Origin of the sequence: Kitasatospora sp. NPDC092039, from assembly GCF_044756065.1 — a bacterium.
Classification (GTDB): Bacteria; Actinomycetota; Actinomycetes; order Streptomycetales; family Streptomycetaceae; genus Kitasatospora.
Genome location: NZ_JBIVSD010000016.1, coordinates 41,977 through 64,178, shown reverse-complemented (window position 1 = coordinate 64,178; position 22,202 = coordinate 41,977). Strand labels below are relative to the sequence as shown.

The window sequence follows — 22,202 nt, the reverse complement described above, 5'->3', positions numbered from 1 at the left end:
CATGGATAAACTCGCCTGGCAAAGGCCTACCGCGTGCGGAGATGGAAACAACTGTCCGGAGGTGGCCTTCACTTCCGAAGCTGTCTATGTCCGCAGCAGCTTGCAACCCGACGCCATCGCCCAACTCACCCCCGACGAGTGGCGCGACCTCGCCTCCGCGATCCGCGCCGGCGAGTTCGCCGTCTGACTCCCCAGCGCGCACCCGATTCGGCATACGGGCGCTGAGCTGCTACTGCTCCTGACGTCGCGAGGGAGATGATCTCCGGTCAGGCGTCAGCGGTGCTACCAGAGCACGTCCTACTTTCAGTAGGAAGAGTCCGTGCAACCCGGGCCTGGCGCTCCACAGTCGGAAGGGTCCGGCATCCTGGTGGATGCCGGACCCTTCCGCGTTCCCCGCCCCCAGCGCGTCCTCACCTGTCGCTACGGGTGGTCACGTTAGAGCCGGATGGCTTCATGGGGTCCGGCCAGGCCATCATCTATGCGAAAGGGCCCATCCCTCACCTCGATTCAGTCCAATACGAGTCGGTCGATGGGCCGATTTCCCTTCCCACGACAGAGCTTCTGAACACTGACCGTGGCATCATCGAGCGGATGACTCATCAGTCTCTCTCGGGTGAAGGTTCTCGCGACCTGATCGCGAAGCTCAAGAAGGAGATATCGATCATGGATGAGCTCCCCTGGACACGGCCCTCGTCGTGCGCCAACGCGAACAACTGCCCCGAAGTGGCCGTGGCCGGCGACGCCGTCTTCGTCCGCAGCAGCCTTCGACCCGACGCCATCGCCCAACTCACGCCGGACGAGTGGCGCGACCTCGTCTCCGCCATCCGCGCCGGCGAGTTCGACGCCTGACTCCACCGATTCGGCACACGGGCGCTGACCTGCTACTGTTTCTGACGTCGCGAGAGAGATGATCTCCCGTCAGGCGTCAGCGGTGCTACCAGAGCACGTCCTACTTTCAGTAGGAAGAGTCCGTGCAACCCGGGCCTGGCGCTCCACAGTCGGAAGGGTCCGGCATCCACCAGGATGCCGGACCCTTCCGCGTTCACGGCTCGACACAGGAGCAACAGTGCAGATCGCGACGGACGACCTCTCCGGTCCCGAGATCGCCGACTTCCTCGCCGACCACGTCCGGCAGATGCGGGCCACCTCCCCGCCGGAGAGCACCCACGCCCTCGACCTCGACGCCCTCCGCCGGCCCGGGATCACGTTCTGGTCGGTGCGGGACGGCAGCGTCCTGGTCGGCTGCGGCGCGATCAAGCGCCTGGACGCCCACCACGCCGAACTCAAGTCGATGCGCACGAGCCCCCTCCGCAAGCGGAGCGGCGTCGCCTCCCTGCTGCTGGAGCACATCATCGCCGAGGCCACCCGCATGGGCTTCACCAGGCTGAGCCTGGAGACCGGTTCGACCGACTTCTTCCTGCCGGCCAGGAAGCTGTACGAAAAGTTCGGGTTCGTCCCCTGCGAACCCTTCGCGGACTACCGGCCCGACCCGAACAGCACCTTCATGACGAGAGCGCTCCACGGCCACGATTCGTCGCACCGGCACTGAGCTGCTAATATTCCTGATGTCGCGAGGGAGACGATCCCTCGTCAGGCGTCAGCGGTGCTACCAGAGCACGTCCTACTTTCAGTAGGAAGAGTCCGTGCAACCCGGGCCTGGCGCTCCACAGTCGGAAGGGTCCGGCATCCACCAGGATGTCGGACCCTTCCGCATTCCGGCATCCGCGCGCCTCACCGGAGTTCGACGGACTGACCGGGCTCCGTCGGGCTCCGCGGTCGAGTGCAAGCACTGCCGGGGCCGGCGGCCCGGCCACACGGCGGACATGTGCCCGTACGTACAGCCGGACGAGCCGGTGGGCTACGACGTGACCGACATCCGGCGCCTGGCGGGAAAGTCGGCGTCGCGGCTCAACCCACGGCCCGCTTCACCAGCGCGACGATCCGCGCCTCCACCTCGGGGGTGACCTCGATCAGGGCGAACGCGTTCGCCCACATCGTGTCCTCGTCCAGCTTCGCCTGGTCGCTGAAACCGAGCGTGGCATAGCGCGACTTGAACTTCTCCGCGCTCTGGAAGAAGCAGACGACCTTGCCGTCGAGTGCGTAGGCGGGCATCCCGTACCAGAGCTTCGGCGCGAGGCTCGGGGCGTTCGCCGTGACGACGGCGTGGACGCGCTCGGCCATGATCCGGTCCGAGTCCTGCATCTCGGCGATCTTCTCCAGGACCTCCCGTGCCGCCTCTGCGGCCTTCTCCGCCGCGGAGGTGCGGCGCGCGGCCGCCTTCATCTCCTTGGCGTGGTCCTTCATCGCGGCGCGCTCGTCGGCCGAGAAACCCTCGTACGAGTCGCTCTTGGTGCTGCCCATCGCACGTCCCCCCTGCGGATGTTGTTCGTCTGGATGCCGTTGTCCGGGATCTTGAGAAGGGACTATAGGAGATCCGCCACCCACTCGGGGCGCTGCTCAACCCGCCCAGCACCACGCCGAAGCCGACCTCGCACGCCGACCAGACGGATCACCGCCGCCGAGCTCTCCCGATTTCCCCGGCCTGACCCTCCCGGGCCCACGATTCGGAGCATGGGCACTGAGCTGCTAATATTCCTGATGTCGCGCGGGAGATGATCTCCCGTCAGGCGTCAGCGGTGCTACCAGAGCACGTCCTACTTTCAGTAGGAAGAGTCCGTGCAACCCGGGCCTGGCGCTCCACAGTCGGAAGAGTCCGGCATCCACCAGGGTGCCGGACTCTTCCGCATTTCGCACTGGAACACCCTCGCCCCACGGCAGCCGGCCTCCGCGCCTCAGACCGGAGGCTTCGCGAACGCGGGCCGCACGAGTACGGCGAGCAGCGCCAGCACCGCCGCCGCGAAGAGCGTGAACAGGTGCTCCCCCGACAGCAGGCCGTAGCCAAGCAGCACGACGTGTACGGATCCCGCCGCCATCAAGGCAGCGGAACCCCGGGACGCCCTACCCGGGTACTGCATCGCCCACAACCCCCTGACCGCCCACCCGTTGACTCCGGCCATGACGATTCCCGTGGCCAGGGAGCCGTACGGCAGGAAGCGCGGCGTGGGCGCCATCTCGTCCTCGAAGGCGATACCTCCCGCCAACAGCGGCACGGCGATGCAGAAGAAGAGAACGATCGCAACGGTTTCGAGCAGCATCAGGGCCGTGACGCCCAGCAGGGCGGCGGTGGAGGAGCGAGTCATCTTGCCTTCCGGGGCGTTGCGGGCGGATCGATCACGAGTCGAACGGAGCGGACGCCCCCGCCTTCAGGCCGTCGCGGACGACCGCGCGGGCGCGCGCGGCGGCCTCCGGGTGGCCGTCCAGGTGCTCCAGCATGCGGCAGGTGCCGACCAGGATCGCCGTCAGTTCCGGCACCTCCAGGTCCCGCCGCACCGCTCCGGCCCGCTGAGCGCCTTCGAGGAGTGCGGTGAGGACCTCGCGCACCGCGCGTCCGGCGTCGAAGGTGGCGGCCCGGATGTCGACTCCGGCGTCCGCGAGGGCCGCGGCGAAGGCGTTCTTGGCCGGAGACTGGTCCAGCACCAGATCGAAGAAGGCGAAGAGGGCATCCCCCGGCCCGGCCTCCTCCGCCAGGCGTCGGCCCTCCTCGGCCATGCGTTCCAGCCGCCGGACGAGCACCGCCTCCAGCAGCGCTTCCTTCGTCGGGAAGTGCCGGAACACGGTGGCGATGCCGACCTTCGCCGCCCGGGCGATCTCCTCCGTGGACGCGCCGGTGCCCCGCTCGGTGAAGACCGCCTCGGCGACCTCCAGCAGTCGCGCACGGTTGCGCCTCGCGTCGGCCCGCAGGGGCCTCGCGCCGCCGCCGGACGGAGTCTGATCGGACGTCATGAGGACCTCGCCATCCCTGGACAAACGGAGTGGCGTATCCGTATCGTCGGAAACGGAGTCGCCTATCCGATTGTAGGCGGCGTGATCCCGGAGGTCGGCCATGTCCGCACCAGCCACTCCCCGCGAGGTCCACGCACGGCTGTTGGAGCTCATCTCGGCGGGCAGGTGGAGTGAACTCCCCGCCCTCTACGCCGAGGACGCCGTGGTGGAGATCGTCTTCTCGCCCACTCCCCCGCGCCGCATCCAGGGCCGGGACGAACTCCGTCAGCGCTTCGCCGCCCTGGCGGCCGCCGACGCCATCCGGCTGCGCGCGGAGAACATCCACGTCCACGGGACCGACGACCCCGAGGTGGTGGTCGCCGAGTTCGACTACGAGGCCCTGCACCCCGCCACCGGCCGCACCTTCCGCACCCCCAACATCCAGGTCCTGCGCGTCCGGGACGGCCTGATCGTCGAGACCCGCGACTACCACGACCACCTCGCCTTCGCCGTGGCGGACGGACGCGCGGGCCAACTGCTCGCCGCGCTGGACCGGCAGGCCTGACCCGCACCCGACGGCGTAGCCCCGCCCCGTCGCCCCCTCGCCCCGCCGGGCACCTCACCCGCCGAACCGAGTCGGGCCGCCGCCGGACTCGTGGACGCCGCGACGGCGCCTCAACTCGGCGAGCCACTCCCGCACCTGCTCCTCGTCGTGCAGGTACGGGCCGCCGGGGCCGACCCGCAGATCGATGCCGTGCAGCAGATCCAGGGCCCACCAGGACACCTCGTCCCACCGCAGGTCGTCGTCGAGGAACCACCGCGCCGCCCAGCGGTCGGCCTCGTCCCGGCTCGCCCGGCCGTCCGCGACGGCCTCGAACCACCGCTCGATGTCGCCGGGACTGGGCTGATCGGTCTCCATCTCGTCACTCCATCAGTGCTATTGAAGAAAAATCGCGAAAAGGCCTGATCTCATCGTCGGCGAACTTCCCGAGCGGAAGCCGGTTTTCCGGCACCGGAGCCCCGGGTAGGGCCGAGACGTTCGCATCCCGACTGTTCCGGTGCTCACGGACGGGGGCGAATCCCCGACGATTTCCCATCGGAAGGACACCCTCATGCACAGGACCCTTCGGAACGCCCTCGCGACCGTCCTCGTGACGGGTGCGCTCACCGCCGCTCCCGCCGCCGTGGCCGCCGAGCAGGCACCGTCGACGGCCGAGGCCCAAGCGGAAGTCCGCAACCCGAAGACGATCAAGGTCGCCGACTACAACCAGGCGCGCGGCACCCTCATCAACGCCGGCAGCAAGACGGCCGCCAAGTCCCACCCGGCGCACGGCACCAAGGACGTCCCGGTCTCCCACGGCACCAGCCTGCTCGCGGAGGCCCGCGACGAGTTCCGCGCCGCCGACCGCAACCTGCCGGCCGACCAGAAGAAGTCCGACATGTCGATCCCGCACTACAACGCCGTCCACAGCGCGGCCGCCACCATGGGCATCGACCGCTGGTGACGCCTTACCGCCGAGCCCGGCGGCCGGGCCCTCCCCCGGCAACGCGAGGAGGGCCGGCCCCGACGAAGCCTCAACGATGCATGAACGGGCTTGGGGTCGGGGTGCTTCCCGGGGAGCGCTCAGGCTCCCGTCCGGGCGGACATCGAAGACCGTGACCTCTGAGCCCCCATGCGATCCGTTTGCGGCGTGCCGCTGTCATCCCCCGCCCCCCCGGCGTTGCTCGACCGACCTTCGGCGCGGACCCTACTACAGGGACCGCCGGGGCCTGGGCGTCACCGAAGGCTCGCCCAGCGTCCCGCCCTTGTCGACGGTGAAGACCCTGGTCTCGTGCTCCAGCGTCACCGTGATCTCGCCCGGACCGGACCAGTCGGCCCGGAGGAAGCCCTCCTCATCGCCCCACGTACCGAGGCTCCAGTGGCGGGCCGACCAGCCGGTACCGGACACCAGCTCCACCCGGTAGACCGGGTCGATCGAGAAGGCGATGTCGGTGATGCTCAGCACGCGGTCGGAGCGGTCCGGGTCGGGCTTGCGGTCGACCAGTCGGCCGTCGCCCCCGAAGAAGTACGCCAGGGCCCCGACCGCCGCGCCGACGACGAGGAGCGGTGACAGGACGGCCGCGCAGCCGATCTGCGCCCACCGGGTACGGAACTCGAACTGGGCCACCGCCGAGGCCATGGCCAGCGCGACCGCCGTCCCGAGCAGCAGCACGGGGTGGTTCAGCCAGCGCTCGACCTCGACCAACCCGCCCTGGCGGGAGGAGAAGTAGCCCGGCAGGTACACCAGGAAGGCCACCAGCGCCGCGCCTCTGAGCCACCACACGACCTGCCTGCGGCGCGTGCCTGTCATTTGCTCCCCCCGGAGTCGTCCTTTGCCGGGACTTTACTACGGGGACACCTGACGGCCCGGACGACGGGTGCTCCGTCGTCCGGGCCGCTCCGGCTACCGGCCGTACCCCCGTCACCGCCGGTAGAAGACGCTCCTCGACCAGAAGAAGCCGATCAGCGTCAGCACGGTGCACCAGGCCAGGGCGCTCCAGGCGCTGGTGCCGATCCCGGTGCCGAGCAGCAGCCCGCGCAGGGTCTCGATCATGGGCGTGAAGGGCTGGTACTCGGCGAACCAGCGCAGTGCCGTCGGCATGGAGTCGGTCGGCACGATGGCGCTGCCGATGAAGGGCAGGAACTGCAGCGGCATCGGCATGTTGCTGGCGCTCTCGACCGTCTTGGCCACCAGGCCGATGCCGGCCGATATCCAGGTCAGGGCGACGGTGAGGAAGAGCAGCAGGCCCGTCGCGGCCAGCCACTCCACCGGCCCGGCGTTCGGCCGGAAGCCCATCGCCAGGGCCGCGCCGATCACCAGCACCAGCCCGATCATGGTCTGGACGACGCTGCCGACCACGTGCCCCGCCAGGAAGGCGGACCGCGATATGGCCATCGTGCGGAAGCGGTTGACGATGCCCTCGGTCATGTCGGTGCAGATGCCGATCGCGGTGACCAGCGACCCGGAGGTGGCCGCCATCAGCACGATGCCGGGCGTCACGTAGTCGATGTAGTCGCCGCCGCCGATGCCGGCGCCCAGCGTGCTGCCGTAGGCGTAGTTGAAGAGCAGCAGCATCATGACCGGCATCACCACGACCGCGAAGGTCAGGGACGGGTACCGCAGCGCGTGTTTGAGGTTGCGGCGCAGCATGGTCAGCGAGTCGCCGAGCACGTAGCCGGCCGTTCCCGTGGCCGTACTCATCGCGCACCCTCCCCGGTGAGCTGCAGGAACACGTCGTCCAGGTCGGCCGTCTCCACGACCAGCGACTCGGCCGGTACGGACGCGTTGTCGAGCGCGTCCAGCACGGCCTTCACGGTGAGGACGGAGTTGTCCCCCGGGATCTCCAGCCGCAGCGCCTCGGCGTCGGCCCTGGCGTACTCGAACAGCGCGGCCGCGGCGGTCAGTCGGGCGGCGTCCGCGAACTGGAGCCGGATCCGCCCGCCGGGGGCGAGCCGCTTCAGCTCCTCGGCCGTGCCCTCGGCGACGATCCGGCCGCCGTCCAGGACGGCTATCCGGTCGGCGAGTTGGTCGGCCTCGTCCAGGTACTGGGTGGTGAGGAAGATCGTCACCCCGTGGTCGGCGACCAGTCCCCGGATGATCTCCCACATGGTGCGCCGGCTGCGCGGGTCCAGCCCGGTGGTCGGCTCGTCCAGGAAGATCACCTTCGGGTCCCCGACCAGGGTCATCGCCAGGTCGAGCTTGCGCCGCATGCCGCCGGAGAAGGTGGCGACGGGCTTGCGGGAGGCCTCGGTGAGGTCGAAGCGCCGCAGCAGTTCCTCCGTCCGCCTCCGCCCCTCCCGACGGCGGAGGTGGTTGAGGTCGGCCATCAGCATGAGGTTCTCCTCGGCGGTGAGCAGGTTGTCCACCGCCGAGAACTGGCCCGTCACCCCGATCGCCCGGCGCACCCCGTCGGCCCCGTGCTCCACGTCGTGCCCGGCCACCCGGGCCGAGCCGCCGTCGGCGGGGATCAGGGTGGAGAGGATCTCCACGGTGGTGGTCTTGCCCGCGCCGTTGGGCCCGAGCAGCGCGAACACGCTGCCCGCCGGGATCTCCAGGTCGACGCCCTTCAGGACCGCCTTGTCCCCGTAGGACTTGGTGAGCCCGACGGCCGAGATCGCCGGGCCGGCCGGGACCACCGGCCTCGCCGGGATTGCCGAGACGGCCGCCATCAGGCCCTCCGGACGACGACGTTGCCGACCTGGGTGCGGCCGCGGACCTCGACCGTCTCCATCGCGTCGCCCGGGCCCTGGGTGGGCCCGAGGTCGTTGCGGACGCCGCCGACCTTGCTGTGCACGTCCAGCCAGGCCGCGGTGCCCTCCGCGATGCCGACCTCCACGTCCCCCAGGCTGGTCTGCAGGGTGACCTGGCCGCGGACCACCCGGCCGACCCGGATGTGGCCGTGCGCCGACTTGGCGTCCACGTTCCCCTCGGCCACGCCGATGTGGATGCGGCCGTTGGAGGCGTTGGCGTGCAACTCGCCGTGCACCTCGTCGATCTCGGTGTCGCCGATGCTGTTCTTGACCGTCAGCCGGCCCCCGACGGAGCCGATCTCGATCCGGCCGGCGCCGGACACCTCGGCGTCCCCGGTCGTCGCCCCGAGCCGGACGTCCCCGAAGCCGCTGTCCAGCCGGGCGTTCTCGGCGCTCTCGACCTGGATCCGGCCGAGCGAGGTCTTCAGCCGGCAGTCGCCGAGCGGCCCCTCGGTGACGAACTCGGCCATCGGGGACTCACTGTGGACGTCGGAGCCGGCCGGCAGCTCGACCAGGATCTCGATCCCGCCCTTCTTGCTGGTGAACACGGAGCGCTGCTTGGGGGTCTTGATCCCGAGCCGGCCGCCGGAGAAGTCGACCTGGGTCTGCTCGGCGGCCTTGACGTCCGCCTCCTTGGCCGGGTTGGCCGGCCGGACCTCGACCACGGCGTCGGTGCGCTTGCCCGCCTTGATCCAGACCGAGCCGATGTCGAACTCGAGGATGGCGGAAATCGGACCGTCGATCTCGTACGTAGGCATGGCTGTCCCGTCCTCTTGACTCGTGTGGGTGTTCCCGCTGGTGGGAGCGGGGGTGACGTCGAAGGTGCAGAAGGTGGTGCAGACGTTGCTGGTACTGCGGAGGTACTAGTGGACCCAGCCGGTGAAGCCCTGGCCGCCGACGCTGCGAGCGACCCGGCCGGGCGGGTCGGCCACCGGACGGCGGGCCGGCTCGCCGCCTTCCAGCACACCGGCCAGGGCCCGGACCAGCCAGGCGTTGAGCGAGAGGCCGGCCTCGGCGGCGGCCTCCTCCGCCCGGGCCTTGAGGTGGGCGGGCAGGCGGAGGTTGATCCGGGCGGTGCCCGTCTCGTCCGGCTCCGCTGCCCCCGAGGGCGCCACCGGCGGCACCACCGGCACCACGGGTGGCACCACCGGTGCCACCGGCGGCACCACCGGCGGCAGATCGCCGTGGAAGGCGTCCGATCCGGGCGGCGCCGTCACCACGAACTCCGGGTCGAGGCCGCGCAGCCGCACGTCCACCGAGCCGGGGGCGAGGTCACGGGTGACTTCGCCCATGGCGGCCGAGAGCGCGTTGAGCAGGGTGAGCCGCACGGCCGACTCCAGCGGGAGCGTCAGCCGCTCGGCCAGCGCGCGGGCTTCGTCCCCGCCGGTGGCGGCGGCCACCGCGAGCTCGTTCCGGAGGTTTTCCACGTACGGCGTGAGGTCCATGTCCGATAGCTTGGCACAGCCTTGGCGCCATGTCGAGTCATTAGTGGCACCACTTTGGCGCCATCCCCCGAAACGGCCCTGGCGCCGACAACGGAACCGCCCCGCCGACCGGGGTCGACGGGGCGGTTCACCAGGGGAAACGGGGGGAACGCGGCGCCACGCGGCGCAACGCGGGGAGCGGAGGCTACGGCTGCTGCCAGCCCGCCAGGTAGGCGTCGATCTCCCCGGTCAGCCGGGTCTTGCCCGCCCGGTCCAGGAAGGAGGCCTCGACGGCGTTGCGGGCCAGCCCCGCCACCCCGGCCTCGTCCAGGTCCAGCAGCCGCGCCGCCACCGCGTACTCGGTGTTGAGGTCGGTGCCGAACATCGGCGGGTCGTCGCTGTTGACCGTCACCAGCAGCCCGGCGTCCACCATCCGCTTGATCGGGTGGTCCTCGATCCGCTCCACGGCCCGGGTGGCGATGTTGGAGGTCGGGCAGACCTCCAGCGGGATCCGGTGCTCGCCCAGGTGGTCGATCAGCGCGGGGTCCTTCACCGCCTGGGTGCCGTGCCCGATCCGCTCGGCGCCGAGCACCCGGATCGCGTCCCAGACCGTCTCCGGCCCGGTGGTCTCGCCCGCGTGCGGGACGCTGCGCAGGCCGGCCGCCCGGGCCCGGTCGAAGTACGGCTTGAACTGGGGGCGCGGCACGCCGATCTCCGGGCCGCCCAGGCCGAAGCTGACCAGGCCCTCGGGGGCCCGCTCGGTGGCCAGCCGGGCGGTCACCTCGGCCGACTCCAGCCCCGCCTCGCCCGGGATGTCGAAGCACCAGCGCAGCACCACGCCGAGTTCCTTCTCGGCGCGCAGCCGGGCGTCCTCGATCGCCTCCATGAAGGCGACCTCGGGGATGCCCCGGCGGACCGAGGAGTACGGGGTGATGGTCAGCTCGGCGTACCGGATGTTCTGCCGGGCCATGTCCTCGGCCACGCCGTAGGTGAGCGCGCGGACGTCCTCGGCGTCCCGGACCAGGTCCACGACGCTCAGGTAGACCTCGACGAAGTGCGCGAAGTCGGTGAAGGTGAAGTACTCGGCGAGCGCCGCCGGGTCGGTCGGCACCTTGGAGTTGCCGGCGTGGCGCGCGGCCAGCTCGGCGACGACGCGCGGCGAGGCCGAGCCGACGTGGTGGACGTGCAGCTCCGCCTTGGGCATCCCGGCGATGAACGCCTCGATGCTCCGCTCTGTGGGGTTCCCGATCCGACTTCCGTCCGGCTGGACCACGGTCGTTCCCTTCTTCCTTCTTCACGTTTCTTCACGCGCGACGTCACGCGTCACGCGCACCGACGACAGTGCCGCCAAGGATAGGCCGTGCCCGGAACCGCCGACCGGTGATCACCCCTGATCGCGACCGCCACCGGGCGATCACCCCCCGAGCGCGACCGCCACGGTGTGGATCAGCAGCCCGGCCAGGGCGCCGACCACGGTGCCGTTGATCCGGATGAACTGGAGGTCGCGGCCGACGTTGGCCTCGATCTTGCGGGAGGCGTCGTCGGCGTCCCAGCCCGCCACCGTCTCGGAGATCAGCGAGGTGATCTCGGCGCGGTAGGTGTCGACCAGGTACTGGGCCGCGTCCTGGAGCCAGCCGTCCGCCTTGGCCTGGAGCTTCGGGTCGGTGGCCAGGCGCTCGCCGAAGCGGCGCACCCCGTCGCGGATGCGCCGGCGCAGTTCGCTGTCCTCGTCCTCCGCGGCGCCCATCACCAGGGTGCGCACGGCCGCCCAGGTGGAGTTGATCAGGTCCTGCACCTCGGGGCGGGTCAGCAGCTCGCCCTTGGCCCGCTCGACCCGGGCGATGGTCTCCGGGTCGGTCTGCAGCTCGGTCGCGAAGTCCGCGAGGAACTTGTCGACCGCGCCGCGGGCCGGGTGGTCGGGGTCGTCCCGGATGTCGGTGACGAAGCGCAGCAGCTCCTTGTAGACCCGCTCGCCGACCTGGTGGTCGATGAACCGGGGCGTCCAGCCCGGGGTCTTCTGGGTGACCTTCTGGACCACCTCCTCGTGGTTGGCGGTCAGCCAGCCGTGCGCCCGGACCGCGACCAGGTCCACCACCCCGTGGTGCCCGCCGTCGGCGACCACCTTGCCGAGCATCCGGCCCATCGGCTCGGCCACCGAGGTGGCGGCGGCCCGCCTGGTCACCGCCTCGGCGACCACCGCCCGCACGTCGTCGTCGCGGAGCACCGCGAGCAGGCCGCGCAGCGCCGCCGAGGCCTCCTTGGTGACCCGCTCGGCACTGCCCGGCGCGGCCAGCCACTCCCCCAGCCGGCGGCCGATGCCGAGCGCCGCCAGGCGGCCGCGCACCACGTGCCCGGAGAGGAAGTTCTCGCCGACGAAGTCGCCGAGCGAGCGGCCGAAGGCGTCCTTCTTGGTCGGGATGATCGCGGTGTGCGGGATCGGCAGGCCGAACGGCCGACGGAACAGCGCGGTCACCGCGAACCAGTCGGCCAGCGCGCCGACCATGCCCGCCTCGGCGGCGGCCGCCACGTACCCCGCCCAGGGTCCGGCGCCGGCCGCCCCGGCCCAGGTGGCCAGGGCGAAGACCAGGGTCGCGAAGGCCAGCAGGCCGGTCGCGATGGTCTTCATCCGGCGGACGCCGCGTCTCTTCTCCTCGTCGGCCGCGGTGAACCGGACTCCGGGGCCGGTCCCGCTGAAGGCATCGTCACTCACCCCGCCAGTCTGCCCGGTGCCCGGCGCGGACGGGGGCGCGCCTCGCGATCACGCGCTCCGGCCAGGAGTTGCACGCCGGACCGACGGGGGTTCACGCCCCGCGCCGGACGGGCGTTCACCCCCCGCCCAGCACCATCCGCCGCACGTCCGTGCCCGCCCAGCGCTTCGGGTCCGTGCACCGCCGCCCGTCCAGCAGCACCCGCACCCCCGGCAGGTCCACCGGCGTCAGGTCCCGGTACTCCGGGTGGTCCGCCTGCAGCACCGCCGCCACCACCGGCTCCCCGAGGTGCGGCGGCAGCCCGAGCGCCGCCAACTCCTCCGCCTCGTACAGCGGATCGCTGACGTACGGCCGCGCGCCCGCCGAGCGCACCGCCTCGACCAGCGGGAACACCCCGGAGTACGCCGTCTCCTTGACCCCGCCCCGGTACGAGGCGCCGAGCACCAGCACGCCCTGCCCGGCGATCCCGCCCGGCACCGCCCCCGCGAGCATGCCCACCGCGTACTCCGGCACCGCCAGGTTGGCCTCGCGCGCCGCCCGGACCACCGTCGCGCCCGGGTCGTTCCACAGGTACAGCCGCGGGTAGACCGGGATGCAGTGCCCGCCGACCGCGATGCCCGGCCGGTGCAGGTGGCTGTACGGCTGGGAGTTGCAGGCGTCGACGACCTCCGCGAAGTCCACCCCGACCTCGTCCGCGTACCGGGCGAACTGGTTGGCCAGCGCGATGTTGACGTCCCGGTACGTGGTCTCCGCGAGCTTGCTGAACTCGGCCGCCTCCACCGAGGCCAGCTCCCAGACGCCGTTGGGCCGGGGCAGGTCCGGGCGCGGGTCGAAGTCCAGCACCGCCCGGTAGAACTCGCCGCCGCGCCGGGTGGAGGACGCGTCCAGGCCGCCGACCAGCTTGGGGTAGCGCCGCAGGTCGGCGAGGACCCGTCCGATGCGGACCCGTTCCGGACTGAACACCAGTGCGAAGTCCGTCCCGGCCGCGAGCCCCGACCGGGCCGCCAGCCGGGGCGCCCAGCGCTCCCGGGTGGTGCCGACCGGCAGGGTGGTCTCGTAGCTGACCAGGGCGCCCCGGCGCAGCCCGGCCGCGACGGCGTCGGTGGCCGCGTCGAGCGGGGCGAAGTCCGGGGTGCCGTCGGCGGCGGTGACCAGCGGGACGACCAGCACCACGACCTCGGCCCCGGCCGCCGCGGCCGTGGTGTCGGTGGTGGCCCGCAGCCGGCCCTCGGCGACGACCCGCTTGAGCGCCTGGTCCAAACCCGCCTCCCGGGGGAACGGCGGCACGCCCCGGTTGACGCAGTCCACCACGCCGGGCGCGATGTCCGCGCCGGTCACCCGGTGGCCCTTCAGCGCGAACTGCACCGCCAGCGGCAGGCCCAGCCGGCCCAGCCCGACCACGCAGACGTCCTGGCTCATCCCCGTCCTCCGTTCACCGAGTCGGCCAGCCGGCGCCACGCCGGGTGGCGCCGCAGCCCGCGCCGCACCTGCGCCGGGACGAGCCCGCGCCACAGCTGGCGCGCGAGGTCGAGCGGCGGGGCGGCCTCCCCGACCGCCACCCCGAGCCACTCCTCGGCCGACCCGTTGACCGACCCGTTGACCGACTTCTCGGCCGGCTTCTCGGCCGGCCCCCTGACCGCCCCCTCGGCCGCTTCCTCCCGCAGCAGGAACAGCTCGTCCGGCAGGCAGAGCCGGTCGTCCCGGAACGCCGGGTAGCCCGCGTACCGCCGCCGCCCGTCCGCCACCACCGGCGGATCGCCGTGCGCCGCCTCGAAGCGGATCTGGCTGCGCAGCGCCTGGGGCCGTACGGTGCAGGCGAGTTCGAGCCGCACCCGCTCGGCGACCGGCAGCCGGTGGTACACCTCGCGGGCGCCGAACCGCTCGACCAGCCGGGTGACCTCGACGCACACCCGCTCCTGGACGTCCGCGGCCAGCAGCAGGAAGCCGTCCTGCAGCAGCCGCGGCACGTCCCGGCCGAAGCCGCGCACCCGGATGGCGTCCAACTCCGCGCCCGGGCCGGCCAGGTCGGCGCCCACCTGCTGGAGCGCGGCGATCCCGCGCAGCCGGTCCAGCACCCCGGCCCGCCCGGTGGCGTCGCCCCCGGCCCCGTGCGGCCCCGGGAAGCAGCAGTCGTAGGAGGCGAGGACGGACACCCGGGCCGCCCGCAGGCAGGCCTCCAGGGTGAACAGCTGCTCCGAGAAGGCCTTCAACCGCTCGTCCCGGCGCAGCCCGTGGTGCCGCAGGAGGTCGCGCCGGAACAGCTTGGTGCCGCCCAGCGCCCAGGCCAGCGCGGAGTCGGCGAAGCCCACGGACGCGGCGTCGGTGTGGAAGGCCCCCGGCGGCACCGGCCGCCCGTCCACCCCGGCCTGCTTGGGCACCACCACGTCCGAGCCCCAGGCGTCGGCGGCCGCGACCAGCCGCTCCAGCGCCTCCTCGCCGAGCCGGTCGCCGGCATCGAGGAACAGCACGTAGCGGCCGCGGGCAAGCTCCAGGCCGCGGTTGGCGGGCCCCGCCGGGCCGCCCGAGCGGGGCCGGCGCACCACCGTGAACAACCCGGGGTGGCGGGCGGCGTACCCGTCCAGCAGTTCCCCGCCGCCGTCCGTGGAGCCGTCGTCCACGGCCACCACCTCCAGCCGCCCCGGCGCCAGGGACTGCCCGACCAGTGAGTCCAGGCAGGCGGTGAGGTAGGGCGCGGTGTCGTGGACCGCGACCACCGCGGTCACGTCGGGAACGGCCATCGGACGGAGGGCCTCCGGTTCCGGCATCGGCGAGTGTTGCCGGGTCAACTCGTGCCGGGGGTCCGGGGTCACGATGATCATCCGCACGGGCGACGGGAACGGAACACACTCCCGGCCACCGCACGTACGCTCGGTGGCCGGGAGTCCGGAGGCGGGCCCCGGCCGTGCCGTCAGCCGGTCGCGGCCTCCGCGTACATCCGGGCGATCACGTCCTCGATGGCCGGCTCGCGCACCGACAGGTCCACCAGCGGATAGCGCGCGGCGACCGCCGCCACGATCGGCGCGGCGCTCTCCTGGGCCGGGAAGGCCAGCCACTGGCGCGGCCCCTCGACCCTGGTGACCCGCGCCCCGGGCACCTCGACCGGGTGCGCGAGCTCCTGTGCGAGGTCCACCACCAGCGTCCGCTCGCTGCGGCCGGTGGCGTGCAGGCCCTCCAGCCCGCCGTCGTACACCACCCGGCCGTGGTCGATCACCATCACCCGGCCGCAGAGCTGCTCGATGTCGGTCAGGTCGTGGGTGGTGAGGAGCACGGTGGTGCCCCGGTCCCGGTTGACCTCGCGCAGGAACTCGCGCACCCGGCCCTTGCTGACCACGTCCAGGCCGATGGTCGGCTCGTCCAGGTAGAGCACCCGGGGGTCGTGCAGCAGCGCCGCCGCGAGGTCGCCGCGCATCCGCTGGCCGAGCGAGAGCTGGCGCACCGGGGTGTCCAGCAGGCCGCCGAGGTCGAGCAGTTCGACGCAGCGGTCGAGGTTCTCGCGGTACCGGGCGTCGGGGACGCGGTAGATCCGGCGGGCGAGTTCGAAGGAGTCGCGCAGCGGCAGGTCCCACCAGAGGGTGGTGCGCTGGCCGAAGACGACGCCGATCCGGCGGGCCAGCGCGACGCGTTCGCGGGCCGGGTCGACGCCGGCCACCCGCAGCCGCCCGGAGCTGGGGACGAGGATGCCGGTGAGCATCTTGACGGTGGTGGACTTGCCGGCCCCGTTGGGCCCGATGTAGCCGACGCACTCGCCTGCCTCGACGGTGAAGTCGAGCCCGTCCACCGCCCGGACCTCGCGCCTGGCCCGGCGGAACCGGCCGGTGCGGGTCCGTACGGTGAAACTGCGGCGGACGTCGTGGAGTTCGATCAGTGCCATGGACGCTCCTTCAGGGGTGGGGGTTCAGCTGCCGGTGCCGCGGTAGGCGCGCAGCCCGGCCCGCCAGGCGAGCCCGGCGGCGAGGACGCAGAGCGCGGCGACGGCCGGGGAGGCGAACTGGAAGGCGGTGGGCAGGCCGAGCGGGTCGGGCCGGCCGAGGACGTACAGGGCGGGCAGCCAGTTGACGAAGGCCAGCGGGACGCCGAAGACCACCCCGGCGACCAGCTCCTTGGCGAAGACGGTCGGCGGGTACTGCAGCATGACGCCGCCGCCGTAGGTGAAGGAGTTCTGGAGCTCCTCGGCCTCGCCCCACCAGAACTGCAGGCAGGCGAAGCCGATCCAGACCGCGCAGAAGATGGTCGTGCCGCTGAGCAGCAGGACGGCCACCAGCAGCACCCGGTCCCAGGTCCAGGCCACGTCCAGGACGGCGAGCGACCAGGCCAGCACCGCCCCCGACTGGACCGGACGGCCGATCCGGCGCAGCGAGAAGCGCTCGGCGCAGAGCTGGGCGAGGGCCGGCGCGGGCCGGATCAGCATCACGTCCAGCGTGCCGGTCCGGATCCGCTCGCCGAGCGCGTCGCTGCTGCCGACCAGCAGGTTGGCCGTGCCGAGCGCGAAGCCGGAGGTGCCGTAGAGGAAGCCGAGTTCGGGCAGGGTCCAGCCGCCGAGCGTGGCGGTGTGCCGGAACATCAGGATGATCACGGCGAAGTCGAGGAAGGTGACCACCGCGTTGGCGGTGAGCATCATCGCGAACGAGGCCCGGTAGGACATGATCGAGCGGGTCCACATGGCGGCGCACAGCCACCAGGAGCGCACCGCCCAGCGGGTGCGGGCGAGGAGCCGGTCGGCCGGGAGGTCGAAGCCGACGTCGGAGCCTGCGGCAGGGGCGCCGGAGCCGAGGGTACGGGTGCCGGAGCCTGCGGCAGGGGCGCCGGAGCCGAGGGTACGGGCGTCGGAGCCGGTGTCAGCCACCCTGGACCACCACCTTGCGGGTCGCGAGCGCCTGCACGCCGCGCCCGGCCGCCAGCAGCGCGGCAGCCCAGCCGAGTTGGAGACCGAGCGGCCCGAGCACGGCGGCGCCGGTCGTGTGCTCCAGGAACAGGTCGGCGGGCACCTGCGCCAGCGTCGCCCACGGGAGCACCCGGGCGAGGTCGGCGAGCCCGCCGGGGAAGAGCGTGAGCGGCAGCAGCATCCCGGAGAGGAACATCGTCACCACCAGCGTCACCGAGCGCACCCCCTCGGAGTCGTGCAGCCAGAATCCGGTGAGCGCGACCAGGAACCGCAGCCCGAAGCTGACCACCTCGGCGAGCAGCACGGACAGCAGGAAGACCAGCCAGGTCAGCGGCCGCTCGGGCAGCCGGAAGTGGAAGAGCAGCGAGCCGATCAGCAGCGGCGCACCGCCGCGCACCAGCAGGTGGTAGCCGGCCCGGCCGAGGTCGCTCGCCAGCCACCAGCCCAGGAAGTCCACCGGCCGGTAGAGGTCGACGGCGATGTCCCCGTTGCGGAACCGCGTCTGGACGTCGTCCTCGAATCCGCCGCCGAAGATCGCGGTGGTGGGCATCAGCCCCTGGCAGACCCAGATGAAGGTGATGGCCTGGCTCACGTCGTAGCCGCCGAGGCCGGGGCGGGCCTGCCAGAGCGCGACGAAGGTGTAGGCGAGGATGCAGCCGAAGACGGTGTTGGTGAAGACGCCGGCCAGGGTGGCGGCCCGGTAGGTCGAGTGGCGGCGGAAGGCGCCGCGGGCGACGGCGGCGTAGAGCCCGAGGGAGGCGTGGAACCGGAGGAGGGCGTCGAGCCCGGGGGAGGCGGCCGGGGCCACCGGGGGATCAGGGGGACGCGCTCCGGCGGAGGCGGTGTTCAGCATATTGTCTCCTTGTCGACAAATGCGGGCAGACGGATGCCCGCGAGCACCCGGCGCGCACGCCCCAGCGGCCCCGACCGGCCGTACCCGGGGGGTGCCGGGCCGGCGGACGGAGCTGCGGAAGCGGGTGCGCTATGCGGTTTTCACCTTTCACCGTACCTCCGGCCCGCACCACTCGCACCCGGTTTTCCAGCCTGATCCGGCATCAAATAGCAGATAATCTCGGCATGACCTTGAGCACCCGCCGCCAGGCCAAACGGGCCGCCCGCCGCGAGGCCCGTCGCGCCCTCCCGCTCTGGCGCCGGCTCCTGCCCACCTGGCGGGTCACCCTCGGCACCCTCACCGCACTGTTCCTGCTCGCCGTCGGCGGCTTCGCCGTGCTCTACGTCATCGTCCCGGTGCCCGACCCCAACGCCCACGCCGTCGCCCAGAACAACATCTACCTCTACGCCGACGGCACCACCGAGATCGCCCGCACCGGCGCCGTCAACCGCACCGACGTCACCATCGACCAGATCCCGCTCCAGACCCAGCAGGCCGTCGTCTCGGCCGAGGACCGCACCTTCTACCAGAACCGCGGCATCGACCTGAAGGGCATGCTACGGGCCGGCTGGAACACCCTGACCGGCAAGGGCATGCAGGGCGGCTCCACCATCACCCAGCAGTACGTCAAGAACTACTACCTCACCCAGGACCGCACCATCGAGCGCAAGGGCCGCGAACTGCTCATCGCCCTCAAGGTCGACCAGCAGCGCGACAAGCGCGAGATCCTCGCCGGCTACCTCAACAGCAGCTACTTCGGCCGCGGCGCCTACGGCATCCAGAGCGCCGCCCACGCCTACTACGGCGTCGACGTCTCCCGGCTCACCCTCGGCCAGGGCGCCTACCTCGCCTCCCTGCTCCAGGCCCCCAGCCGCTACGACGTCAGGACCGCCACCCCCGCCAACCGCGAGAAGGCCGTCGCCCGCTGGAACTACGCCCTCGACGGCATGGTCCAACTCGGCTTCGTCACCCCCGCCGACCGCGCCGCCACCGCCTTCCCCGAACCCGTCGACCCCCAGCCCGCCACCGGCCTCGCCGGCCAGGCCGGCTACCTGGTCGGCGTCGCCGACGACTACCTCGTCTCCTCCGGCACCCTCGACGCCGCCACCCTCAAGGCCGGCGGCTGGCGCATCACCACCACCTTCGACAAACCCCGGCAGGACGCCTTCGTCAAGGCCGTCCAGGAACAGCTCACCGGCGAGCTCGACCCCAAGGGCCGCCCCGACACCGACACCGACGTCCGGGTCGCCGGCGCCTCCGTCGAACCCGCCACCGGCCGGGTCGTCGCCGTCTACGGCGGCCCCGACTACGCCAAACAGCCCTACAACGACGCCCTGCGCCAGGACAACCAGATCGGCTCCACCTTCAAACCGATCGACCTCGCCGCCGGCCTCGTCGCCCAACACGCCCCCGACGGCCGCCCGATCACCACCGAGTCCCGCTACGACGGCACCAGCGAACGCCCCGTCACCGGCGGCCCCACCCCGTACGCCCCGCCCAACGAGGACGACATCGACTACGGCGACGTCACCCTGCGCTACGCCATGGTGAAATCCGTCAACTCCGTCTACGCCCAGGAGGGCGTGGACGCCGGACTCGCCCGCGTCCGCGAGACCGCCGTCAAACTCGGCATCCCCGACGACGTCCGCGGCATGGACCCGGCCAACACCTCGATGACCCTCGGCACCGCCACCCCCAGCGCCCTCGACCTGGCCGGCGCCTACGCCGCCCTCGCCGACCACGGCCGGGCACACACCCCCTGGTCCGTCCTCGAACTCGAACGCGTCAACGCCGGCGGCGCCGTCGACGTCCCCAGGATGCCCGAACACAACCCCACCGAGGCACTCGACCGGGAGATCGCCGACTCCGTCACCGACGTGCTGCGCGACGTCATCAGCCCGCGCGGCACCGGCGCCGCCGCCCTCGAACTCGGCCGCCCGGCCGCCGGCAAGACCGGCACCACCGACTCCAACCTCTCCGCCTGGTTCGCCGGCTACACCCCCGAACTCGCCACCACCGTCGGCCTGTTCCGCGAGAACCCGAAGACCCACGCCAAGGAACCGCTGGCCGGCACCGCCGGGCTCACCCGGATCAACGGCGGCGCCTTCCCCACCCGGATCTGGACCGCCTACACGGCCGCCGCGCTCGACGGCACCCCCACCCAGGACTTCGACCTCCGGACCGGACGCGGCACCCCCGACGCCACCCCCTGGCCCACCGCCACCGCCACCGCCGGGACCACCCCCAGCGCCACCACCACCCCGACCGGCGGCGGACCCACCAGCGCCGACCCGGCCCCCGGCACACCCCCCGGCCACGCCCCCAGCACCCCCGCCACCACCCCCCGGCCCACCGCCACCACTGGCACCACCCCCAGCCCGCAGGCCCCTCGGCCCACGGCGGACCCGGAACAGCCCACCCCGGCCCCCAAACCCAGCCAGTCGCAGCCCACCAGGCCCACCGCCCTGCCCAGCGCCACCGGCGGCCCCGCCACCAACCTGGCGACACCGCCCGGCGCGGCGCCCTAGAACCCGCTGCTCCCTAGCCCCTCAGCTCCTTCTCCAACGAGGTACGGAACCGCGGCGTCACCCGCACCTCCCCCAGCCAGCCCGCCAACCGCTCCGCCTCCGCCGCCACGGCCCGCTCCGCCTCCGCGCCGACGCCACGGAACAACCGCCACACCACCTCGCCGTCGGCACGCTGCGCCCAGCCGCCCACCACCTCGCCGCACCACCACACCGTCGGCCCGGCGTTGCCCGCCCGGTCGAACAGCGCCGGCACGTCCTCCGGCCGCAGGTACCAGTCCCGCCCGCGCCAGCCCATCACCGCCGGGTCCAGCGCCGGCAGCAGCGCCGCCCACGGCTCCGGCTCCGCCACCGGCCCCTCGTCCCCCGGCAGCACCACCGCAGGCACCCCGCCGGCCAGCGCCACGTCCAGCACCCCGAGGTCCGCCAGCGCCCTGCGGACGTCCCCCAACGTCCAGCCCGTCCACCACTTCACGTCCTCGACCGTCGCCGGCCCGTACGCCGCCAGCCAGCGCCGCACCACCTCGGCCTTCGCCTCCCGCACCGGCACCTCCGGCCACTGCGGCACCGGCGCCCACGGGTAGCTGCTGCTCAGCCACGAGCCGCGCGGACGGCAGCGGCGCACGTGCCCGTCCGAGGCGAGCAGCCGAAGCAGCCGGCTGCCCACGCTCTGCCGCGCCTCGTACGCCTTGCCCGCCGACATCAGCATCGTCTCGCGCAACTGCGGCACGTCCCGGGCCAGTTCCCCGGTCGTCGCCTGGCCGCGCCCGGCCAGCGCGGCCAGCACCTCGCGCTCCGTCTCCGCCAGCCGGGCCTCGTCCCAGCCCTCGGCGTGGTCCCGCAGGTGCTTCAGCAGCGTCGCCCGCTCCTTCGCCGCGATCGCCCGCGCCGCCGCCGAGCTCACGTACGGGGCGAAGCCCTCCGTCACCGCGAAGATCGTCCGCCGCATCGACAGCAGCTTCACCAGCGAGACGTCCTCGTACAGCGCCCGGTCCACCTCCGCGGCCGAGGGCTCCGCCAGCCGCGCGCAGGCCGACAGGTACACCGTCGCCGCGTCCGTCGCGTGCAGCCCGACCACCGCGTCGGCCACGTCCTCCACCCGCGCCGCCCGCACCGACGGCGCCAGCAACTGCCGCCGCCCCAACCGGGCCCGACGCTCCGCATCAACGATCACCGGCACACTCATGCCGGGACCCTAGCGCGCACCACCGACAACCCCTCCGGCCCACGACGGACACCCCGGCGGAGAGCCGGCGGACGCGCGGCGGAAGGCCCGCGGAACGCACGGCGGAAGCACGGTGCCCCCGACGCGGGTCGGGGGCACCGTGGGGGCAGGGGTCAGGCCGTCACAGGTAGAGCCCGGTCGAGCCCTCCGTGTCGCCGAAGCGGGTCGCCGCGACGGCGTGCAGGTCGCGCTCGCGCAGCAGCACGTAGGTGGCGCCGCGGACCTCGACCTCCAGCTTGTCCTCCGGGTCGTACAGCACCCGGTCGCCGGGCTCCACCGAGCGCACGCTCTGGCCCACCGCGACGGCCTCCGCCCAGGTGCAGCGCTTGGACAGCTCCGCCGTGGCCGGGATCAGGATGCCGCCGGTCGAGCGGCGCTCGCCCTCACTGCCCTCGGTGCGCACCAGCACGCGGTCGTGCAGCATCCGGATCGG

Annotated in this window: 24 protein-coding genes; 6 read left to right on the top strand and 18 right to left on the bottom strand. The window is 72.6% G+C overall.

What is annotated here, in order from left to right:
• Window position 1 precedes the first annotated feature (1 nt).
• The 3 genes from ACIQI7_RS27790 to ACIQI7_RS27780 all read left to right on the top strand — a co-directional run bounded on the left by ACIQI7_RS27790 (window position 2) and on the right by ACIQI7_RS27780 (window position 1,549).
• Window positions 2-187 (top strand): DUF397 domain-containing protein, encoded by a 186-nt coding sequence (locus ACIQI7_RS27790; protein ID WP_401114773.1) that lies wholly within the window; start codon window positions 2-4, stop codon window positions 185-187.
• Window positions 188-663: 476 nt separating this feature from the next.
• Window positions 664-849 (top strand): DUF397 domain-containing protein, encoded by a 186-nt coding sequence (locus tag ACIQI7_RS27785; protein WP_401114770.1) that lies wholly within the window; start codon window positions 664-666, stop codon window positions 847-849.
• A gap of 217 nt (window positions 850-1,066) precedes the next feature.
• Window positions 1,067-1,549, top strand: a complete 483-nt coding sequence (locus ACIQI7_RS27780) for a GNAT family N-acetyltransferase (protein ID WP_401114767.1) — start codon at window positions 1,067-1,069, stop codon at window positions 1,547-1,549.
• Between the two features lie 359 nt (window positions 1,550-1,908).
• Here the strand turns inward: ACIQI7_RS27780 and ACIQI7_RS27775 are convergent, their stop codons facing one another.
• The 3 genes from ACIQI7_RS27775 to ACIQI7_RS27765 all read right to left on the bottom strand — a co-directional run bounded on the left by ACIQI7_RS27775 (window position 1,909) and on the right by ACIQI7_RS27765 (window position 3,843).
• Complete coding sequence (locus tag ACIQI7_RS27775; protein ID WP_401114765.1) at window positions 1,909-2,361, bottom strand: iron chaperone; 453 nt, start codon at window positions 2,359-2,361, stop codon at window positions 1,909-1,911.
• Between the two features lie 431 nt (window positions 2,362-2,792).
• The gene (locus ACIQI7_RS27770) at window positions 2,793-3,200 is read right to left on the bottom strand and encodes a hypothetical protein (RefSeq protein WP_401114762.1); all 408 of its coding nucleotides are present in this window, start codon (window positions 3,198-3,200) and stop codon (window positions 2,793-2,795) included.
• Window positions 3,201-3,231: 31 nt separating this feature from the next.
• Window positions 3,232-3,843, bottom strand: coding sequence for a TetR/AcrR family transcriptional regulator (locus ACIQI7_RS27765; protein WP_401114759.1), 612 nt, complete (start codon window positions 3,841-3,843; stop codon window positions 3,232-3,234).
• A 100-nt stretch (window positions 3,844-3,943) separates the two neighbouring features.
• On the opposite strand from ACIQI7_RS27765, the gene ACIQI7_RS27760 reads away from it, so the two are divergent.
• Entirely contained in the window at window positions 3,944-4,387 is a 444-nt protein-coding gene (locus ACIQI7_RS27760) for a nuclear transport factor 2 family protein (protein ID WP_401114755.1), read from the top strand.
• A 54-nt stretch (window positions 4,388-4,441) separates the two neighbouring features.
• Here the strand turns inward: ACIQI7_RS27760 and ACIQI7_RS27755 are convergent, their stop codons facing one another.
• Window positions 4,442-4,741: a hypothetical protein gene (locus tag ACIQI7_RS27755; protein WP_401114752.1), complete on the bottom strand. Its 300-nt coding sequence runs from the start codon at window positions 4,739-4,741 to the stop codon at window positions 4,442-4,444.
• A 193-nt stretch (window positions 4,742-4,934) separates the two neighbouring features.
• Between ACIQI7_RS27755 and ACIQI7_RS27750 the strand changes: the two genes are divergently transcribed.
• Window positions 4,935-5,327 (top strand): hypothetical protein, encoded by a 393-nt coding sequence (locus tag ACIQI7_RS27750; RefSeq protein WP_401114750.1) that lies wholly within the window; start codon window positions 4,935-4,937, stop codon window positions 5,325-5,327.
• 246 nt (window positions 5,328-5,573) lie between these two features.
• Here the strand turns inward: ACIQI7_RS27750 and ACIQI7_RS27745 are convergent, their stop codons facing one another.
• The 12 genes from ACIQI7_RS27745 to ACIQI7_RS27690 form a co-directional block, all read right to left on the bottom strand.
• Entirely contained in the window at window positions 5,574-6,173 is a 600-nt protein-coding gene (locus ACIQI7_RS27745; protein WP_401114748.1) for a hypothetical protein, read from the bottom strand.
• Window positions 6,174-6,284: 111 nt separating this feature from the next.
• Window positions 6,285-7,064 (bottom strand): ABC transporter permease, encoded by a 780-nt coding sequence (locus ACIQI7_RS27740; protein WP_401114745.1) that lies wholly within the window; start codon window positions 7,062-7,064, stop codon window positions 6,285-6,287.
• Complete coding sequence (locus tag ACIQI7_RS27735; protein WP_401114742.1) at window positions 7,061-8,032, bottom strand: ATP-binding cassette domain-containing protein; 972 nt, start codon at window positions 8,030-8,032, stop codon at window positions 7,061-7,063. Before ACIQI7_RS27735 ends, ACIQI7_RS27740 begins: the two co-directional genes overlap by 4 nt.
• Window positions 8,032-8,871 (bottom strand): DUF4097 family beta strand repeat-containing protein, encoded by an 840-nt coding sequence (locus ACIQI7_RS27730; protein ID WP_401114739.1) that lies wholly within the window; start codon window positions 8,869-8,871, stop codon window positions 8,032-8,034. The genes ACIQI7_RS27735 and ACIQI7_RS27730 overlap by 1 nt, the downstream gene beginning before the upstream one ends.
• Window positions 8,872-8,976: 105 nt before the next feature.
• Window positions 8,977-9,558, bottom strand: coding sequence for a toxin-antitoxin system HicB family antitoxin (locus tag ACIQI7_RS27725; protein WP_401114736.1), 582 nt, complete (start codon window positions 9,556-9,558; stop codon window positions 8,977-8,979).
• A gap of 184 nt (window positions 9,559-9,742) precedes the next feature.
• Window positions 9,743-10,810: an adenosine deaminase gene (locus tag ACIQI7_RS27720; RefSeq protein ID WP_401114733.1), complete on the bottom strand. Its 1,068-nt coding sequence runs from the start codon at window positions 10,808-10,810 to the stop codon at window positions 9,743-9,745.
• Between the two features lie 141 nt (window positions 10,811-10,951).
• On the bottom strand, window positions 10,952-12,247 hold the full coding sequence (locus ACIQI7_RS27715) for a DUF445 domain-containing protein (RefSeq protein ID WP_401114730.1): 1,296 nt from the start codon (window positions 12,245-12,247) through the stop codon (window positions 10,952-10,954).
• A gap of 115 nt (window positions 12,248-12,362) precedes the next feature.
• Window positions 12,363-13,664, bottom strand: coding sequence for a nucleotide sugar dehydrogenase (locus tag ACIQI7_RS27710; protein ID WP_401114727.1), 1,302 nt, complete (start codon window positions 13,662-13,664; stop codon window positions 12,363-12,365).
• Entirely contained in the window at window positions 13,661-14,983 is a 1,323-nt protein-coding gene (locus ACIQI7_RS27705) for a glycosyltransferase family 2 protein (RefSeq protein ID WP_401114724.1), read from the bottom strand. The genes ACIQI7_RS27710 and ACIQI7_RS27705 overlap by 4 nt, the downstream gene beginning before the upstream one ends.
• Before the next feature lie 170 nt (window positions 14,984-15,153).
• Window positions 15,154-16,116 (bottom strand): ATP-binding cassette domain-containing protein, encoded by a 963-nt coding sequence (locus ACIQI7_RS27700; RefSeq protein WP_401114722.1) that lies wholly within the window; start codon window positions 16,114-16,116, stop codon window positions 15,154-15,156.
• A 24-nt stretch (window positions 16,117-16,140) separates the two neighbouring features.
• Window positions 16,141-16,905, bottom strand: a complete 765-nt coding sequence (locus ACIQI7_RS27695) for an ABC transporter permease (RefSeq protein ID WP_401115109.1) — start codon at window positions 16,903-16,905, stop codon at window positions 16,141-16,143.
• A 175-nt stretch (window positions 16,906-17,080) separates the two neighbouring features.
• Entirely contained in the window at window positions 17,081-17,980 is a 900-nt protein-coding gene (locus ACIQI7_RS27690; protein WP_401114720.1) for an ABC transporter permease, read from the bottom strand.
• Between the two features lie 224 nt (window positions 17,981-18,204).
• On the opposite strand from ACIQI7_RS27690, the gene ACIQI7_RS27685 reads away from it, so the two are divergent.
• Entirely contained in the window at window positions 18,205-20,547 is a 2,343-nt protein-coding gene (locus ACIQI7_RS27685) for a transglycosylase domain-containing protein (RefSeq protein ID WP_401114719.1), read from the top strand.
• 13 nt (window positions 20,548-20,560) lie between these two features.
• Here the strand turns inward: ACIQI7_RS27685 and ACIQI7_RS27680 are convergent, their stop codons facing one another.
• Complete coding sequence (locus ACIQI7_RS27680) at window positions 20,561-21,730, bottom strand: winged helix DNA-binding domain-containing protein (protein ID WP_401114716.1); 1,170 nt, start codon at window positions 21,728-21,730, stop codon at window positions 20,561-20,563.
• Between the two features lie 160 nt (window positions 21,731-21,890).
• The gene (locus ACIQI7_RS27675) at window positions 21,891-22,193 is read right to left on the bottom strand and encodes a co-chaperone GroES (RefSeq protein ID WP_196952357.1); all 303 of its coding nucleotides are present in this window, start codon (window positions 22,191-22,193) and stop codon (window positions 21,891-21,893) included.
• Window positions 22,194-22,202: the final 9 nt, after the last annotated feature.

Excerpts from the sequence above, each read along its gene's own strand:
- ACIQI7_RS27735 (WP_401114742.1), bottom strand. The coding sequence starts at position 8,032 with ATGGCGGCCGTCTCGGCAATCCCGGCGAGGCCGGTGGTCCCGGCCGGC.
- ACIQI7_RS27730 (WP_401114739.1), bottom strand. The coding sequence starts at position 8,871 with ATGCCTACGTACGAGATCGACGGTCCGATTTCCGCCATCCTCGAGTTC.
- ACIQI7_RS27690 (WP_401114720.1), bottom strand. The coding sequence starts at position 17,980 with ATGCTGAACACCGCCTCCGCCGGAGCGCGTCCCCCTGATCCCCCGGTG.
- ACIQI7_RS27685 (WP_401114719.1), top strand. The coding sequence starts at position 18,205 with ATGACCTTGAGCACCCGCCGCCAGGCCAAACGGGCCGCCCGCCGCGAG.
- ACIQI7_RS27755 (WP_401114752.1), bottom strand. The coding sequence starts at position 4,741 with ATGGAGACCGATCAGCCCAGTCCCGGCGACATCGAGCGGTGGTTCGAG.
- ACIQI7_RS27760 (WP_401114755.1), top strand. The coding sequence starts at position 3,944 with ATGTCCGCACCAGCCACTCCCCGCGAGGTCCACGCACGGCTGTTGGAG.
- ACIQI7_RS27680 (WP_401114716.1), bottom strand. The coding sequence starts at position 21,730 with ATGAGTGTGCCGGTGATCGTTGATGCGGAGCGTCGGGCCCGGTTGGGG.
- ACIQI7_RS27750 (WP_401114750.1), top strand. The coding sequence starts at position 4,935 with ATGCACAGGACCCTTCGGAACGCCCTCGCGACCGTCCTCGTGACGGGT.
- ACIQI7_RS27705 (WP_401114724.1), bottom strand. The coding sequence starts at position 14,983 with ATGGCCGTTCCCGACGTGACCGCGGTGGTCGCGGTCCACGACACCGCG.
- ACIQI7_RS27740 (WP_401114745.1), bottom strand. The coding sequence starts at position 7,064 with ATGAGTACGGCCACGGGAACGGCCGGCTACGTGCTCGGCGACTCGCTG.
- ACIQI7_RS27785 (WP_401114770.1), top strand. The coding sequence starts at position 664 with ATGGATGAGCTCCCCTGGACACGGCCCTCGTCGTGCGCCAACGCGAAC.
- ACIQI7_RS27765 (WP_401114759.1), bottom strand. The coding sequence starts at position 3,843 with ATGACGTCCGATCAGACTCCGTCCGGCGGCGGCGCGAGGCCCCTGCGG.
- ACIQI7_RS27700 (WP_401114722.1), bottom strand. The coding sequence starts at position 16,116 with ATGGCACTGATCGAACTCCACGACGTCCGCCGCAGTTTCACCGTACGG.
- ACIQI7_RS27790 (WP_401114773.1), top strand. The coding sequence starts at position 2 with ATGGATAAACTCGCCTGGCAAAGGCCTACCGCGTGCGGAGATGGAAAC.
- ACIQI7_RS27725 (WP_401114736.1), bottom strand. The coding sequence starts at position 9,558 with ATGGACCTCACGCCGTACGTGGAAAACCTCCGGAACGAGCTCGCGGTG.
- ACIQI7_RS27695 (WP_401115109.1), bottom strand. The coding sequence starts at position 16,905 with ATGTGGACCCGCTCGATCATGTCCTACCGGGCCTCGTTCGCGATGATG.
- ACIQI7_RS27745 (WP_401114748.1), bottom strand. The coding sequence starts at position 6,173 with ATGACAGGCACGCGCCGCAGGCAGGTCGTGTGGTGGCTCAGAGGCGCG.
- ACIQI7_RS27675 (WP_196952357.1), bottom strand. The coding sequence starts at position 22,193 with ATGCTGCACGACCGCGTGCTGGTGCGCACCGAGGGCAGTGAGGGCGAG.
- ACIQI7_RS27710 (WP_401114727.1), bottom strand. The coding sequence starts at position 13,664 with ATGAGCCAGGACGTCTGCGTGGTCGGGCTGGGCCGGCTGGGCCTGCCG.
- ACIQI7_RS27770 (WP_401114762.1), bottom strand. The coding sequence starts at position 3,200 with ATGACTCGCTCCTCCACCGCCGCCCTGCTGGGCGTCACGGCCCTGATG.
- ACIQI7_RS27775 (WP_401114765.1), bottom strand. The coding sequence starts at position 2,361 with ATGGGCAGCACCAAGAGCGACTCGTACGAGGGTTTCTCGGCCGACGAG.